Below are 15,125 nucleotides of genomic sequence, written 5' to 3'. Positions count from 1 at the left end.
ACTAAGCTTTGATCATTACTCAGCCAACACCTCTGCAGGTATCCCATAATGAGCAAAGTAAAACAGCAGGATATTGATCGCCTGATTGTTTTGGTCGGCGGCCGCGAAAACATCGCCACCGTCAGCCATTGCATTACCCGGTTGCGTTTCGTCCTCAACGACCCCAGCAAGGCCAGCCCCAAGGAAATCGAAGAGCTGCCGATGGTCAAAGGCTGCTTCACCAACGCCGGGCAGTTCCAGGTGGTGATCGGCACCGACGTCGGCGACTACTATCAGGCGCTGATCGCCAGCACCGGCGTCAACGAGGCCGACAAGGAACAGGCCAAGGTGGCCGCGCGCCAGAACATGACCTGGACCGAGCGCACCATCTCCCACTTCGCCGAGATCTTCTTCCCGCTGCTGCCGGCGCTGATCAGCGGCGGTCTGATCCTTGGCTTCCGCAACGTGATAGGCGATATCCCGATGTCCGGCGGCCAAACGCTGGCGCAGATGCACCCGGCGTGGAAAACCATTTACGACTTCCTGTGGCTGCTCGGTGAAGCGATCTTCATGTTCCTGCCGGTGGCCATCTGCTGGTCGACGGTGAAAAAGATGGGCGGCACCCCGGTGCTCGGCATCGTGCTGGGCGTCACCCTGGTGTCGCCGCAGCTGATGAACTCCTACCTGCTCGGCCAGCAAACGCCGGAAGTGTGGAACTTCGGCTGGTTCGTGATCCAGAAAGTCGGCTATCAGGCGCAGGTGATCCCGTCGATCCTGGCGGGCATGGCGCTGGGCTGGATCGAAACCCGGCTGAAAAAGATCGTCCCCGACTATCTCTATCTGGTGGTGGTGCCGGTGGTTTCGCTGCTGCTGGCGGTGTTCCTGGCGCACGCGCTGATCGGGCCGTTCGGCCGCATGATCGGCGACGGGGTTGCCTGGGCGGTGAAAGCGGTGATGACCGGCAGCTTCGCCCCGGTGGGCGCCGCGCTGTTCGGCTTCCTGTATGCACCGCTGGTGATCACCGGCGTGCACCAGACCACGCTGGCCATCGACATGCAGATGATCCAGAGCATGGGCGGCACCCCGGTGTGGCCGCTGATTGCGCTGTCCAACATCGCGCAGGCCTCGGCGGTGCTCGGCATCATCATCATCAGCCGCAAGGCCAACGAGCGTGAAATCTCGGTGCCGGCGGCGATCTCCGCCTATCTCGGCGTGACCGAACCGGCGATGTACGGCATCAACCTCAAATACCGTTTCCCGATGCTGTGCGCGATGATCGGCTCCGCGATCGCCGGCCTGATCTGCGGCCTGGACGGCGTGATGGCCAACGGCATCGGCGTCGGCGGCCTGCCGGGCATCCTGTCTATCAAGCCGCAGTTCTGGCTGATTTACTCGCTGGCGATTCTGGTGGCGATCGTCATCCCGCTGGTGCTGACCATCATGGTCTACAAACGCAAGGCCGCCCGCGGCGAGCTGCCGGTTTAATTGACGCAAAATACGCAACATGAATGTAGGGGCTGGAAATACCCTATAGCTTTCGAGCTGCAGCTAGGCGGCAAGGGTGTCACAAATCGGTCGGGAACCGATTTGAACAGCGCCTGCGCTGGCCCAAAGGGCGAGCCTCAGGACGAGGCTCGTAATCCCCAGGAGCTTACTCAAGTAAGTGACTGGGGTGCAGCGCCGGCAGCCAACAACGCTGCAGTTTGAAAGATGAAGGGTACAGGCCCGTTGTCACGATTCAAAGGTATACAGCTATGAGCAACCCAACCCCCTGGTGGCAGAACGGCGTCATCTACCAAATTTATCCGAAGAGTTTTCAGGACAGCACCGGCAACGGCTACGGCGATTTGGCCGGCGTGACCCGGCGGCTGGACTATCTGCAGGAGCTGGGCGTCGACGCCATCTGGCTGACGCCGGTCTATGTATCGCCGCAGGTGGACAACGGCTATGACGTGGCGGACTACTGCGCCATCGATCCGGCTTACGGCACCATGGCGGACTTCGAGCAGTTGGTCGCCGCCGCCCACCGGCGCGGCATCCGCATCGTGATGGACATGGTGTTCAACCACACTTCGACCGAGCACCCGTGGTTCAAGGCCGCGCAGGATCGCCACAGCCCGTATCGCCAGTTTTACGTCTGGCGCGACGGCGAAGGGGATATGCCGCCGAACAATTGGCGCTCCAAATTCGGCGGCAACGCCTGGCAGTGGCACGCCGACAGTGGCCAGTACTATCTGCACCTGTTCGCCGTCGAGCAGGCGGATCTCAACTGGGAACACCCGCCGGTGCGCGAAGAGCTGAAGAAAGTGTGTCAGTTCTGGGCGGACAAAGGCGTCGACGGCCTGCGCCTCGACGTGATCAACCTGGTGTCCAAGCAGCAGGACTTCCCGTCCGACAGCCAGGGCGACGGCCGCCGCTTCTACACCGACGGCCCGCGCATCCACGAATTCCTGCAGGAAATGAGCCGCGACGTATTCCAGCCGCGCGGCCTGATGACGGTGGGCGAGATGTCTTCCACCACGCTTGAGCATTGCCGGCAGTACGCGGCGCAGAGCGGCGAAGAGCTGTCGATGACCTTCAACTTCCACCATCTGAAGGTGGACTACGCCGGCGGTGAAAAATGGACGCGGGCGGCGCCGGATTATGTGGAACTGAAGCAGATCTTCCGCCACTGGCAGCAGGGGATGCATAACCGCGCCTGGAACGCGCTGTTCTGGTGCAACCACGATCAGCCGCGCATCGTGTCGCGCTTCGGTGATGAAGGCGCACTGCGGGTGCCGGCCGCCAAAATGCTGGCGATGGTGCTTCACGGCATGCAGGGCACCCCTTATATCTATCAGGGTGAAGAGATCGGCATGACCAACCCCGGCTTCCGCGCCATCGAGCAGTATCGCGACGTGGAAAGCCTGAACATGTACGCCGAGCTGAGCGCCCAGGGCCGCGGCGACGCCGAACTGCTGGCGATCCTGGCGGACAAATCGCGCGACAACGGCCGCACGCCGATGCAGTGGAGCGCCGCGCCGCACGCCGGTTTCACCACCGGCACGCCGTGGATCGGCTGCGCCGAGAACTACCCGCAGATCAACGCCGACGCGGCGCTGGCCGACCTCGACTCGGTGTTTTACGCCTACCGCCAGCTGATCACCCTGCGCAAGCAGTATCCGCTGCTGACCCACGGCGACTATCAGGATCTGGCGCCGGATCACCCGGCGCTGTGGTGCTATCAGCGCAGCTGGAACGGCCAGCGCCTGCTGGTGGTGGCCAACCTGAGCCGCGAACCGCTGGCCTGGACGGCGGAAGGCGTGGAAGCCTCCGCCCAATGGCGCCCGCTGATGAGCAACTACAGCGACTCGGAGGACCAGCCGCAGGCGCTGACGCTGCGGCCGTTCGAAGCGGTGTGGTGGCTGCTCGAAGACTGACCCCGCAGGGCGCAGCGATGAACTGCGCCCTACAATGTCCCCATCAGCGCCACCACCCCGGCGGCCGCTTGCGCCAACTGCTCATCGCTCATGTCGCTCACGCCCTGCACCAGATGCGGCGGCAGATAATCCATGCCGGTCAGGTTAGCCAGCGCGTGGAACGGCAGCAGCAGATCCTGCACCGGATAGCGGTTGTAGCCTGCCGGCGTGTAGGCCTGCGCGTTGCCACCGGTGCTCACCACCAGCTGCAGCGGCTTGCCGTGCAGTTTGGTGCCCTCGCTGCCGTAGGCGAAACCATAAGTTAATACCGCGTCCTGCCATTCGCGCAGGATCGCCGGCGAGCTGTACCAGAAAAACGGAAACATCATCACCACCGCATCGTGGCTTTCCAGCAGCTCCTGTTCGCGCGCCACGTCGATGCGGTAATCCGGGTAAGCGCGGATCAGTTCGTGCACGGTCACGTTAGGCAGCGGGCGCACGGCCTCGATCAGCGCCTGGTTGATGCGCGACTCGTCGGGAGTGCGGTGGGCGGTTAACACTAAAATGCGTGACATAAAGGATTCCTTGAACGTAAAGAAGATGAGGCATTTTTCCATTTCTGCCGCTTCGGGTGTAGGCTGTTCAAGGTCACTTCAATTTCAACCGAAAGTATCAACCACTATGTCGCTGCCCTTTGACGTGCACCGCCTGCTGCCGGCCTTCCTCGCCGCCGCGCAGGCGCAAAATTTCTCCGCCGCCGCCCGCCAACTGGGCGTCACGCCGGCGGCGGTCAGCAAAAATATCCGCGCGCTGGAAGATAAGCTGGCGCTGCGGCTGTTTCAGCGCAATACCCACAACGTGCTGCTGACCGACGAGGGCAAAGCGCTGCTGGCGCAGGTGGCGCCGCTGTGGCAGGCGTTGGCGGCGACGCTGGAAAGCGCCGGCGGCGAGCGGCAGGCGCCGGCCGGGGTGGTGCGCGTCACGATGATCCCCGGCTTCGGCCGCCAGATGCTGATGCCGTTGATCCCGCAATTTCTGGCGCGCTACCCGCAGATCGATCTCGATCTGTCGCTGGACGCCCGGGTGGTGAATCTGGTGGGCGAAGGCTTCGACGTCGGCATCGGCAGCCGGGTCGATCCCGACAGCCGGCTGGTGGCGCGCCCGCTCTACCCGATGCATATGGCGCTGGCGGCGTCGCCCGACTATCTGGCGCGGCGCGGTGAACCGCAAACGCCGCACGACCTGCTGCGGCACGACTGCCTGCTGCACCGCAACCCCAGCAACGGCCGCCACGTCAAATGGCAGCTGCGCCATCAGGGCGAAACGCTGGCGCTGGATCTGAGCGGCCGATTGGTGGTGAGCCGCCCGGAAATGTTGCTGGATGCGGCGCTGGCCGGGCTCGGCATCGTCAACCTGGCGCGCTGGTACCTCGAAAAGCACTTTGAGCAGGGCACGCTGCGGCCAGTGCTGGCGGAGTGCTGGCCGCGCCCGGTGCAGCTGTGGCTCTATTACGCCTCGGCGGATCTACCGCCGCGGGTGCGCGTCTGGGTCGACTTTCTGCTGGAACATTTTCGCGATCGGCCAGTGAGCGATTGACGACTGTTCAGCTTGCGCACGCTCTTCCGTTTTCCTTGTTCTACATCAAAAGAATCTCGCCAATATCTATATATAGTGCATTAAGAATTGCGAACACCTATATATAGTAGTTATCCACAAAATCATCCACACGCCGCCACAGCCCTTGCGCGCTGCGGCTTTGCCCTGTGGATAAGCGAAATTTGACGGTTGCTCGCCACGCCAGGCGGGTATGAACGCTCCCTCGGGGAACAAGGAGTACAACGTGAAACCAGTAGTGATTAAGCGGGACGGTTGCCAGGTACCTTTTGACGAAGCGCGCATCGCGCAGGCCATCGAGCGCGCCGCGCTGGCGGTGGGCGTAGTCGACGCCGACTACTGCGCCACCGTCGCCCGCGTGGTCGCTCAGCGCATGGAGCAGCAGCCGCGCGTCGATATCCACGAGATCCAGCAGGCGGTGGAAAACCATCTGATGGCCGGCGAATACAAACAGCTGGCGCGCGCCTATATCGAATACCGCCACGATCGCGACGTGGCGCGCGAGCTGCGCGGCCGCCTGAACCAGGAGATTCGCGGCCTGGTCGAGCAGAGCAACCGCGCGCTGCTGAACGAAAACGCCAACAAGGACAGCAAGGTGATCCCCACCCAGCGCGACCTGCTGGCGGGCATCGTCGCCAAACACTACGCCAAGCAGCACATCCTGCCGCGCGACGTGGTGCTGGCCCATGAACGCGGCGAAATTCACTACCACGATCTCGACTACTCGCCGTTCTTCCCGATGTTCAACTGCATGCTGATCGATCTGAAAGGCATGCTGACCAACGGCTTCAAGATGGGCAACGCCGAGATCGAGCCGCCGAAGTCGATCTCCACCGCCACCGCCGTGACCGCGCAGATCATCGCCCAGGTCGCCAGCCATATCTATGGCGGCACCACCATCAACCGCATCGATGAAATTCTGGCGCCGTTCGTCGACGAGAGCTTCCGCAAACACCTGCTGGTGGCGGAAGCGTGGCAGATCCCGGACGCCAAAGGCTATGCTATGGCGCGCACCGAGAAAGAGTGTTACGACGCATTCCAGTCGCTGGAGTACGAGGTCAACACCCTGCACACCGCCAACGGCCAGACGCCGTTCGTCACCTTCGGCTTCGGCCTTGGCACCAGCTGGGAATCGCGCCTGATCCAGCGCTCAATCCTGAAAAACCGCATCGCCGGGCTGGGCAAAAACCGCAAGACCGCCGTGTTCCCCAAACTGGTGTTCGCCATCCGCGACGGCCTCAACCACCAGTACGGCGATCCGAACTACGACATCAAGCAGCTGGCGCTGGAGTGCGCCAGCAAGCGCATGTACCCGGACATCCTCAACTACGATCAGGTGGTGAAGGTCACCGGCTCGTTCAAAACGCCGATGGGCTGCCGCAGCTTCCTCGGCACCTACGAGCAGGATGGCGAGCTGGTGCACGACGGCCGCAACAACATCGGCGTCATCAGCCTCAACCTGCCGCGCATCGCGCTGGAGGCGATGGGCGATGAGTCGCGCTTCTGGGCGCTGCTGGATCAGCGCCTGCAGCTGGCGAAAAAGGCCCTGATGACGCGCATTGCCCGGCTGGAAGGCATCAAGGCGCGGGTGGCGCCAATCTTGTACATGGAAGGCGCCTGCGGCGTGCGGCTCAAGGCCGACGACAATATCGCCGATATCTTCAAGCACGGCCGCGCCTCGATTTCGCTGGGCTACATCGGCCTGCACGAGACCATCAACGCGCTGTTCGGCGGCAAAAACCACGTGTATGACGACGAGGCGCTGCGCGCCAAAGCGGTGGCGATCGTCGCGCGGCTGCGTGCCGCCGTCGACGCCTGGAAAGACGAAACCGGCTACGGCTTCAGCCTCTACAGCACGCCGAGCGAGAACCTGTGCGATCGCTTCTGCCGGCTGGACACCGCTGATTTCGGCGTGGTGCCGGGCGTCACCGACAAGGGCTATTACACCAACAGCTTCCACCTCGACGTGGAGAAGAAGGTCAATCCGTACGACAAGCTGGACTTCGAAGCGCCCTACCCGCCGTTGGCCAGCGGCGGCTTCATCTGCTACGGCGAATACCCGAACCTGCAGCACAACCTGAAGGCGCTGGAAGACGTGTGGGACTACAGCTACAGCCGGGTGCCTTACTACGGCACCAACACGCCGATCGACGAGTGCTACGAGTGCGGCTTCACCGGTGAATTCTCCTGCACCAGCAAAGGCTTCACCTGCCCGAAATGCGGCAACCACGACTCGGCCAAGGTCTCGGTCACCCGCCGGGTGTGCGGCTACCTCGGCAGCCCCGATGCCCGGCCGTTCAACGCCGGCAAGCAGGAAGAGGTGAAACGCCGGGTGAAACACCTCGGTAATGGGCAGCTCGGCTGAGAAACGCCGCGCAACCCAGGCAGAAGCCTGTTCATCAGGCGTGATTGTCGCAGCCAGTTTGCCTTCGGCCAGCGCGCACCAACCGGAGCGTACACGCAGTACGTAAGGATTGGGAGCACTGCCGGAGGCAAAATGGCCAGTAAAATAGCCTGATGGGCAGGCCTCACATGAATTATCACCAGTATTACCCGATCGACGTGGTCAACGGCCCCGGCACCCGCTGCACGCTGTTTGTCGCCGGCTGCGTGCACCAATGCCCCGGCTGCTACAACAAAAGCACCTGGCGGCTCAACTCCGGCCAGCCGTTTACCCCGGAGTTGGAAGACCGCATCATCGCCGATCTGAACGATACGCGCGTGCCGCGCCAAGGGCTGTCGCTCTCCGGCGGCGATCCGCTGCACCCGGCCAACGTGCCGAGCATCTTAACGCTGGTGAAACGGGTGCGCGCCGAGTGCCCCGGCAAAGATATCTGGCTGTGGACCGGCTACCGGCTGGCGGAGCTGGACGCGCAGCAAATGCAGGTGGTGGACAGGATCAACGTGCTGATCGACGGCAAGTTCGTGCAGGATTTGAAAGACCCGGCGCTGATTTGGCGCGGCAGCAGCAACCAGGTGGTGCATAGGTTGCGATGAGCTATCAACACACGTTTCAATAGGTATTCATCCAGATTCGATCTGACACATCTGCAGCATGGAGCCAATCTGACGGGCGTATTTGTGCCAGAAGCATATTTTGCTAATTCCCCGCTGTATCAATCACAGGGAAAAATTATTGGGTACTATTAGTCATTAATCGACAGTACTATGTTTAAAGTATGTTTTATAAATCGAGTGATAGGTGTTTTGACATGGATATTAATGAGTTTCCACCGGGAGTTATGGAACATCTTGGTTGGTATGTATACCGATTGATTGATCCAAGGGATGGAAGTACTTTCTATGTGGGGAAGGGAAAAGGTAATCGTGTATTTGCTCATATGCGCGGTGAGGTCGCAATAGCTGATGATAATGAACTGCTTAGTAACAAACTCAAGCAACTTAGAGAGATAAGACTAGCAGGTCTCGAAGTCATCCATGTTATCCATCGGCACGGAATGGCTGATGAAAAGACTGCTTACGAGGTTGAAGCCGCACTTATAGACGCCTATCCTGGTTTAACTAACATCATGAACGGTGCTGGCAGCAATGAATATGGTGCAGCGCACATCAAAGAGTTAATCGCTACATACCAACCTGAAACAGTTGTGTTCCAGCATAAAGTTCTGATGATATCAGTTAATAGAAGTTCAAAGGATGTAGACCTCTATGATGCCGTACGTTTTAGCTGGCGTGTCAGCATTGAGCGTGCCTGTAAAGCTGAGGTCATACTAGCTACAGTGAGGGGGATCGTAAGAGGGGTTTATATCGCTGATGAGTGGCTCAAATCTACTCGTGAGAATTTTCCAGAGATGCCTTCATGGGATGCAGACGATGAGTTTGAATCTACTCAAAAATCCCGCTTTGGGTTCCGAGGAAGAGTCGCCCCCCCAGAGATAACGAAGATTTATCTTGGTAAAAAGATTCCGGATATTCTAAGAAAGAAAGGTGCTATGTCTCCTGTGAAATATTCTCCAGGTTTTTGATTTCGGAATGGTGAATAGCTACTAATTCTGTAGTCACCTTTTGGGAAAAGTACCAACTTCCGCTCCTCGCTCAAAGCAGCCTGGCAGTTCTATCCGTAGACACTGCCAGCCCAGGTCTAAACGAATCCCCCTCAACACCCCCGCCGATAGCGCGCCATGATTTTTGCTTTAAATATAGCCATTCGTTTTTCTGCCTCCGAATGGCTGAGATAAACCGCGGTGCCGTTTTTTAAGCGTTCAAAGGCGGCATCCACCCTTTCACGCAACGCTTGCTCCAGCAACATCGCCTCTACGTCCATTTCAAGTTTATTCCGCTGTTCCATTTCCATCTCCTCCCTTGTGACAGCATCGGGCCACTCATCAGCAACGGCAAGTTACACCAACCCCATCCCCACCACGCCGGTCAGTACGCCGCACAGCGCCACCAGCGCCGCCGTCAGGCACAGCGCCCGGGCGGAGAAGGCTTTGTTGAGCATCAGCAGCGAAGGCAGGCTGACCGCCGGCAGGGTCATCAGCAGCGCCAGCGCCGGGCCTGTGCCCATGCCCGCCAGCATCATGGTCTGCACGATCGGGATCTCCGCCGCGGTGGGGATAACGAACAGGCAGCCGACGATCGCCAGACCGATGATCCACAGCAGGCTATTGTCGACGGCGCCGTCGGCGTGCGGGAACAGCCAGACCCGCGCCGCGCCCAGCGCCAGCACCGCCAGCACGTAGATCGGAATGGTCGACCAAAACAGCGCCCACAGCGCTTTGCCCCAGCGGGCGAGGAACGGCTGCTCGTCGTTCTGCGCCGTCATCACCGGCGGCTGAGGCGCGGCGGGCTGCGGGTCGTTGGCGGTCACGCGCTGCACCAGCCAGGCGATGCCCAACACCATCACCACGCCCGCCACCAGACGGATGGCGGCAAACGGCCAACCGAGCACAAACCCCATGAACACCAGCGTCGCCGGGTTCAGTACCGGGTTGGCGAGCCAAAAGGCCAGCGCGGCGCCGCTGGACACCGACTGGCGGCGCATGCCGGCGGCGACCGGTGCGGCGCAGCAGGTGCACATCATGCCCGGCAGCGCGATCAGCGCCCCCAGCACGGTGCCGGAAAAACGCCGGTGGCCGAGCGTGCGCGCCAGCCAGTCGCGCGGGATCAGCACCTGTACCAGCGAACCTAACAGCACCCCGAGCAGCGCCGCCTTCCATACCGCGGTGAAGTAGACCAGCGCGTACTGCCAGGCCGCCAGCCAGGGGCTCGCGGCGCCGTCGGCCAGGATCGACTTGCCGATCGAGTGACTGTCCGCCGCCACAAAGGCCTTGCCGTAGTAAGGCTGCCATTTGACGTAGTAGAGGCCGATGGCCACCACCAGCAGAAACAGGATCGGTTTCCACAGCGGCCAGGCGCGTGGGGCGTGTTCAGGGGCGTTCAGAGGTTGCGGCATGGTAGCGGCCAGAGTCAGTCAACAAAGGAGCCAGCATAGCGCGCCGCCGCCGCCCGTGCACGCCAGGGCTGTCCTAAATAGTTCATCTGTTCGCCACCGCGGCGTAACGCGATTGTCATCTGCGCCCGGCACCATGATGCCAACTTGAAAACCACAGGGTAGACGCACGATGAAACGCACCGCTTTCGCCTTCATCGCACAGCCATCGGTATGACGAGGTTTTTATTATGATGGAGTTATCTAGACATCCGACCACTTACCCCACCCGCTATCAGCAGATCGCCGCGCAGCTGGAACAGGAGCTGCGCACGCAGTACCGCTGCGGCGACTACCTGCCTTCGGAACAGCAGCTGGCCGAACGTTACCAGGTCAATCGCCACACCCTGCGCCGCGCGGTGGATCAACTGGTAGAACGCGGCTGGCTGCAGCGCCGCCACGGCGTCGGCATTCTGGTGCTGATGCGGCCTTACGACTACCCGCTGCACGCCAATACCCGCTTCAGCCAGAACCTGTTCGAGCAGGGCAGCCACCCCACCAGTGAGCGCTTACTCGCCGTCTTGCGCCCGTGCAATGGGCATGTCGCCAGCGCGCTCTCGCGTGAAGAAGGCGAAATGGTGATCCACCTGCGCACCCTGCGCCGGGTCAACGGCGTGCCGATGAGCGTGATCGACCACTATCTGCCCGATCTGGACTGGTGGCCGGCGCTGCAGCAGTTCCACAGCGGTTCGCTGCACCAGTTTATCGAACAGCACCTCCAGCAGGCGCTGACCCGCCGCCAGACGCGCATCAGCGCGCGCCGCGCGCAGGCCAAAGAGAGCCGGCTGCTGGAGATCGCCACCCACGCGCCGCTGCTGTGCGTGCGCACCCTTAACGTCCGCAGCGGCGGCGAAGACGTGGCGGAATACTCCGTCAGCCTGGCCCGCGCCGACATGATTGAACTGACGATGGAGCACTGAATGCAAGCCTTAGAGTCGAGACAACGCTGGATGTCGGTGCTGGCGCACAGCCGGCCCGAGCAGCTGCGCAGCCACTGGCAGGCGCTGAACCTCAGCCCGTGTTACCGCAGCATCCGCGCGCCAGAGATCGGCCTGGCCCAGCTGCAGGGGCGCATGGGCGCCACCGGCCGCCGCTTCGTGCTGGGGGACATGACGGTCACCCGCGCGGTGGTGCAGCTGGACAACGGCGGCTACGGCTACAGCTATATCGCCGGGCGCGACAAGGCACACGCCGAGCTGTGCGCGCTGGCCGATGCGCTGCTGCAACAGCCGGAACACGGCGAACGCCTGCAACAACAGCTGATCGCGCCGCTGGCCGCACTGCAGCACGAGCAGCGCCAGCTGCGCGCCCGGGCGATCGCCGCCAGCCGGGTGGATTTCTTTACGCTGGTGCGAGGGGATTAAGCCATGAGTTTATTGACCGGTTTTGAACAACCGATAGACCAATCGCAGCACGCTTTCCGTTTGATTCTTAAAGCCTTGAGCGAACCGGGCCACCGGGTGACGCTGCCGAACGGCCCGGCCTGGGCGCCGCTGAACGCCGCCAGCACCGCCGCTCTGCTGACGCTGGCCGATCAGGAAACGCCGCTGCAGCTGTGCGCAGCGCTTAAAAGTGAGCAAGTGCTAACAAACATTCGTTTTCACAGCGGTGCGCCGCTGGCCGCCACGGCGCAGGAGGTCTGTTTTGCCCTGTTCGATGAGCACGTGCAGGCCGCCGATCTGCAGGCGTTGCCGCACGGCACTGAAATCTCGCCGGAATTCGGCGCCACGGTGGTGGTGCAGCTTGCTGAGCTGGAGAACGGCGCCGCGCTGCGCCTGACCGGCCCCGGCATCGAGAGCCAACGCCTGATTGCGCCGCGCCTGCCGCCGGCGCTGCTGGATTATTTGGTCAACCGCCCGCAGCGCTTCCCGCTGGGGCTGGATATTTTGCTGACCTGCGGCGATCGCCTGCTGGCGATCCCGCGGACCACCCGCGTGGAGGTGTGCTGATGTACGTAGCGGTAAAAGGGGGCGAAAAAGCCATTGAGGCGGCCCATCAGCTGCAGGAACAGCTGCGGCGCGGCGACGACGCGCTGCCGGCGCTCGGCGCGGAACAAATCGAACAGCAGCTGGGGCTGGCGGTGGATCGGGTGATGACCGAAGGCGGCATCTACGATCGCGAGCTGGCGGCGCTGGCCATCAAACAGGCCAGCGGCGATCTGGTGGAGGCGATCTTCCTGCTGCGCGCCTATCGCACCACCCTGCCGCGCCTGGCGGTCAGCGAGCCGCTGGCCAGCGAAAACATGCGGCTGGAGCGGCGCATCTCGGCGGTTTACAAGGACTTGCCCGGCGGGCAGGTGCTGGGGCCAACCTACGACTACACCCACCGGCTGCTGGACTTCGCGCTGCTGGCGGAAGGCGAGGCGCCGCGCGCGCCACAGGCCGACGAACCGCTGCCGGACAACTGCAGCCACGTGTTCGATCTATTGTGTCGCCAGCAGCTGGCGCGGGAGGAACAGGACGACGGCAGCACGCCGGACGACATCACCCGCAACCCGCCGGTTTACCCCTGCTCGCGCTCGGCGCGCCTGCAGCAGCTGGTGCGCGGCGACGAAGGTTTTCTGCTGGCGCTCGGCTACGCCACCCAGCGCGGCTACGGCCGCAACCACCCGTTCGCCGGCGAGATCCGCACCGGCCACGTTTCGGTGGAGATCGTGCCTGAAGAGCTCGGTTTCGCCATCGATATCGGCGAAATCCTGCTGACCGAGTGCGAAATGGTCAACGGCTTCGTCGATCCAAAGGACCACCCGCCGCACTTCACCCGCGGTTACGGACTGGTGTTCGGCCGCGCCGAACGCAAGGCGATGGCGATGGCGCTGGTAGATCGCGCATTGCAAAGCCCCGACTACGGCGAAGGCGTCGCCGGCCCGGCGCAGGACGAAGAGTTCGTGCTGGCCCACGCCGACAACGTCGAGGCCGCCGGCTTCGTCTCCCATCTCAAGCTGCCGCACTACGTCGACTTCCAGGCCGAACTGGAGCTGCTCAAGCGGCTGCGACAGGAATACAGCGAGCGTCAGGAGGCCCGCGATGAGTGAAGTATTGACCGGCTATAACCTCGGCTATCTGGACGAGCAGACCAAGCGCATGATCCGCCGCGCCATCCTCAAGGCGGTGGCGATCCCCGGCTATCAGGTGCCGTTCGGCGGCCGCGAGATGCCGATGCCCTACGGCTGGGGCACCGGCGGTATTCAGCTCACCGCCAGCGTTATCGGCCGCGCCGACGTGCTGAAGGTGATAGACCAGGGCGCCGACGACACCACCAACGCGGTGTCAATCCGCCGCTTCTTCCAGCGCGTCGCCGGGGTGGCCACCACCGAACGCACGCCGGAGGCCACGCTGATCCAAACCCGTCACCGCATTCCGGAAACCGCGCTGCGCGAAGACCAGATCCTGATCTATCAGGTGCCGATCCCGGAGCCGCTGCGCTTTATCGAACCGCGCGAAACCGAGACCCGCAAGATGCACGCGCTGGAGGAGTACGGCGTGATGCAGGTGAAGCTGTATGAGGACATCGCGCGCTACGGCCACATCGCCACCACCTATGCCTACCCGGTGAAGGTCAACGATCGCTACGTGATGGATCCGTCGCCGATCCCGAAATTCGACAACCCGAAAATGCACATGATGCCGGCGCTGCAGCTGTTCGGCGCCGGGCGCGAGAAACGCATCTACGCCCTGCCGCCGTTCACCAAGGTGGAGAGCCTGGACTTCGACGACCATCCGTTCAGCGTGCAGCAGTGGGACGAACCCTGCGCGCTGTGCGGCTCGCGCCACAGCTACCTGGACGAGGTGGTGCTCGACGATCGGGGCAACCGCATGTTCGTCTGTTCGGACACCGACTACTGCCGGCAGCAGCTGGCGCAATCTTCGCAAGAGGCGCAGCACTGATGACTTCCACCCCTTTGAGCACCACTCCGCTGCTGTCGGTGAACCGGCTCACCCACCTGTACGCCCCCGGCAAGGGCTTCAGCGACGTGTCGTTCGACATCTACCCCGGTGAAGTGCTGGGCATCGTCGGCGAATCCGGCTCCGGCAAAACCACGCTGCTGAAGTCGATCTCGGCGCGGCTGGTGCCGCAGCGCGGGCAGATCCTGTACCGCCCGCAGGCGGACCAGGAACACGACCTGTACGCCATGGCGGAGAGCGATCGCCGCCGCCTGCTGCGCACCGACTGGGGCGTGGTGCACCAGCACCCGCTCGACGGGCTGCGGCCGCAGGTCTCCGCCGGCGGCAACATCGGCGAACGGCTGATGGCCATCGGCCAGCGCCACTATGGCGACATTCGCCGCCAGGCCGGCCAGTGGCTGGAAGACGTCGAAATCCCGCTGTCGCGCCTCGACGATCTGCCGACCACCTTCTCCGGCGGCATGCAGCAGCGGCTGCAGATCGCCCGCAACCTGGTCACCCACCCCAAGCTGGTGTTTATGGATGAGCCGACTGGTGGGCTGGACGTGTCGGTGCAGGCGCGCCTGCTCGATCTGCTGCGCAACCTGGTGGTGGAAATGCAGCTGGCGGCGGTGATCGTTACCCACGATCTCGGCGTGGCGCGGCTGCTGGCCCATCGCCTGCTGGTGATGAAACAGGGCGAAGTGGTGGAGAGCGGCCTGACCGACCGGGTGCTGGACGATCCGCACCATCCTTATACCCAGCTGCTGGTTTCTTCGGTGCTGTCGTAACCCAAGG

Annotated in this window: 15 protein-coding genes; 12 read left to right on the top strand and 3 right to left on the bottom strand. The window is 62.5% G+C overall.

What is annotated here, in order from left to right; all coding sequences use genetic code 11:
• The first annotated feature begins 48 nt into the window (after positions 1-48).
• Together treB and treC are read left to right on the top strand one after the other, a co-directional pair.
• Entirely contained in the window at positions 49-1,464 is a 1,416-nt protein-coding gene (treB, locus tag ACJ8IM_RS09465) for a PTS trehalose transporter subunit IIBC (protein WP_033636857.1), read from the top strand.
• A gap of 269 nt (positions 1,465-1,733) precedes the next feature.
• Positions 1,734-3,398, top strand: a complete 1,665-nt coding sequence (gene treC / locus ACJ8IM_RS09460; RefSeq protein ID WP_033652783.1) for an alpha,alpha-phosphotrehalase — start codon at positions 1,734-1,736, stop codon at positions 3,396-3,398.
• A 29-nt stretch (positions 3,399-3,427) separates the two neighbouring features.
• On the opposite strand, the gene ACJ8IM_RS09455 is transcribed toward treC, so the two are convergent.
• Complete coding sequence (locus ACJ8IM_RS09455; RefSeq protein ID WP_033652976.1) at positions 3,428-3,952, bottom strand: NAD(P)H-dependent oxidoreductase; 525 nt, start codon at positions 3,950-3,952, stop codon at positions 3,428-3,430.
• A 106-nt stretch (positions 3,953-4,058) separates the two neighbouring features.
• Between ACJ8IM_RS09455 and ACJ8IM_RS09450 the strand changes: the two genes are divergently transcribed.
• From ACJ8IM_RS09450 to ACJ8IM_RS09435, 4 genes are all read left to right on the top strand, one after another.
• Complete coding sequence (locus ACJ8IM_RS09450; protein WP_033652782.1) at positions 4,059-4,973, top strand: LysR family transcriptional regulator; 915 nt, start codon at positions 4,059-4,061, stop codon at positions 4,971-4,973.
• A 244-nt stretch (positions 4,974-5,217) separates the two neighbouring features.
• On the top strand, positions 5,218-7,356 hold the full coding sequence (gene nrdD / locus ACJ8IM_RS09445) for an anaerobic ribonucleoside-triphosphate reductase (protein WP_033652781.1): 2,139 nt from the start codon (positions 5,218-5,220) through the stop codon (positions 7,354-7,356).
• 167 nt (positions 7,357-7,523) lie between these two features.
• Positions 7,524-7,988: an anaerobic ribonucleoside-triphosphate reductase-activating protein gene (gene nrdG, locus ACJ8IM_RS09440; protein WP_033652780.1), complete on the top strand. Its 465-nt coding sequence runs from the start codon at positions 7,524-7,526 to the stop codon at positions 7,986-7,988.
• 215 nt (positions 7,989-8,203) lie between these two features.
• Positions 8,204-8,977 (top strand): LEM-3-like GIY-YIG domain-containing protein, encoded by a 774-nt coding sequence (locus ACJ8IM_RS09435; RefSeq protein ID WP_033652779.1) that lies wholly within the window; start codon positions 8,204-8,206, stop codon positions 8,975-8,977.
• Positions 8,978-9,108: 131 nt separating this feature from the next.
• Here the strand turns inward: ACJ8IM_RS09435 and ACJ8IM_RS09430 are convergent, their stop codons facing one another.
• Entirely contained in the window at positions 9,109-9,306 is a 198-nt protein-coding gene (locus ACJ8IM_RS09430; protein WP_229601672.1) for a hypothetical protein, read from the bottom strand.
• A gap of 45 nt (positions 9,307-9,351) precedes the next feature.
• Positions 9,352-10,407, bottom strand: a complete 1,056-nt coding sequence (locus tag ACJ8IM_RS09425; RefSeq protein ID WP_033652777.1) for a permease — start codon at positions 10,405-10,407, stop codon at positions 9,352-9,354.
• A gap of 227 nt (positions 10,408-10,634) precedes the next feature.
• Here ACJ8IM_RS09425 and phnF point away from each other — a divergent pair, with 227 nt between their 5' ends.
• Genes phnF through phnK form a run of 6 tightly spaced genes read left to right on the top strand, consistent with a single transcriptional unit; the run spans position 10,635 to position 15,118 of the window.
• Positions 10,635-11,363, top strand: a complete 729-nt coding sequence (phnF, locus tag ACJ8IM_RS09420; protein WP_033648644.1) for a phosphonate metabolism transcriptional regulator PhnF — start codon at positions 10,635-10,637, stop codon at positions 11,361-11,363.
• On the top strand, positions 11,364-11,807 hold the full coding sequence (gene phnG, locus ACJ8IM_RS09415; protein ID WP_033652776.1) for a phosphonate C-P lyase system protein PhnG: 444 nt from the start codon (positions 11,364-11,366) through the stop codon (positions 11,805-11,807).
• Positions 11,808-11,810: 3 nt separating this feature from the next.
• Complete coding sequence (gene phnH, locus ACJ8IM_RS09410) at positions 11,811-12,392, top strand: phosphonate C-P lyase system protein PhnH (protein WP_033652775.1); 582 nt, start codon at positions 11,811-11,813, stop codon at positions 12,390-12,392.
• A complete protein-coding gene (locus tag ACJ8IM_RS09405; RefSeq protein WP_033652774.1) occupies positions 12,392-13,477 on the top strand; it encodes a carbon-phosphorus lyase complex subunit PhnI in 1,086 nt (361 codons plus the stop codon). The genes phnH and ACJ8IM_RS09405 overlap by 1 nt, the downstream gene beginning before the upstream one ends.
• Complete coding sequence (locus tag ACJ8IM_RS09400) at positions 13,470-14,330, top strand: alpha-D-ribose 1-methylphosphonate 5-phosphate C-P-lyase PhnJ (RefSeq protein WP_016929301.1); 861 nt, start codon at positions 13,470-13,472, stop codon at positions 14,328-14,330. The genes ACJ8IM_RS09405 and ACJ8IM_RS09400 overlap by 8 nt, the downstream gene beginning before the upstream one ends.
• Positions 14,330-15,118, top strand: coding sequence for a phosphonate C-P lyase system protein PhnK (gene phnK, locus ACJ8IM_RS09395; RefSeq protein WP_033652773.1), 789 nt, complete (start codon positions 14,330-14,332; stop codon positions 15,116-15,118). The genes ACJ8IM_RS09400 and phnK overlap by 1 nt, the downstream gene beginning before the upstream one ends.
• The last annotated feature ends 7 nt before the right edge of the window (positions 15,119-15,125 follow it).

Source organism: Serratia sp. CY33525 (assembly GCF_052169115.1).
GTDB lineage: Bacteria > Pseudomonadota > Gammaproteobacteria > Enterobacterales > Enterobacteriaceae > Serratia > Serratia sarumanii.
Note: the sequence above shows the minus strand (reverse complement) of the source record. Positions and strands in the feature narration are given on the sequence as shown.

Coding starts and splice junctions, on each gene's coding strand:
- treB (WP_033636857.1), top strand. CDS start 49: ATGAGCAAAGTAAAACAGCAGGATATTGATCGCCTGATTGTTTTGGTC.
- treC (WP_033652783.1), top strand. CDS start 1,734: ATGAGCAACCCAACCCCCTGGTGGCAGAACGGCGTCATCTACCAAATT.
- ACJ8IM_RS09455 (WP_033652976.1), bottom strand. CDS start 3,952: ATGTCACGCATTTTAGTGTTAACCGCCCACCGCACTCCCGACGAGTCG.
- ACJ8IM_RS09450 (WP_033652782.1), top strand. CDS start 4,059: ATGTCGCTGCCCTTTGACGTGCACCGCCTGCTGCCGGCCTTCCTCGCC.
- nrdG (WP_033652780.1), top strand. CDS start 7,524: ATGAATTATCACCAGTATTACCCGATCGACGTGGTCAACGGCCCCGGC.
- ACJ8IM_RS09435 (WP_033652779.1), top strand. CDS start 8,204: ATGGATATTAATGAGTTTCCACCGGGAGTTATGGAACATCTTGGTTGG.
- ACJ8IM_RS09430 (WP_229601672.1), bottom strand. CDS start 9,306: ATGGAAATGGAACAGCGGAATAAACTTGAAATGGACGTAGAGGCGATG.
- ACJ8IM_RS09425 (WP_033652777.1), bottom strand. CDS start 10,407: ATGCCGCAACCTCTGAACGCCCCTGAACACGCCCCACGCGCCTGGCCG.
- phnF (WP_033648644.1), top strand. CDS start 10,635: ATGATGGAGTTATCTAGACATCCGACCACTTACCCCACCCGCTATCAG.
- phnG (WP_033652776.1), top strand. CDS start 11,364: ATGCAAGCCTTAGAGTCGAGACAACGCTGGATGTCGGTGCTGGCGCAC.
- phnH (WP_033652775.1), top strand. CDS start 11,811: ATGAGTTTATTGACCGGTTTTGAACAACCGATAGACCAATCGCAGCAC.
- ACJ8IM_RS09405 (WP_033652774.1), top strand. CDS start 12,392: ATGTACGTAGCGGTAAAAGGGGGCGAAAAAGCCATTGAGGCGGCCCAT.
- ACJ8IM_RS09400 (WP_016929301.1), top strand. CDS start 13,470: ATGAGTGAAGTATTGACCGGCTATAACCTCGGCTATCTGGACGAGCAG.
- phnK (WP_033652773.1), top strand. CDS start 14,330: ATGACTTCCACCCCTTTGAGCACCACTCCGCTGCTGTCGGTGAACCGG.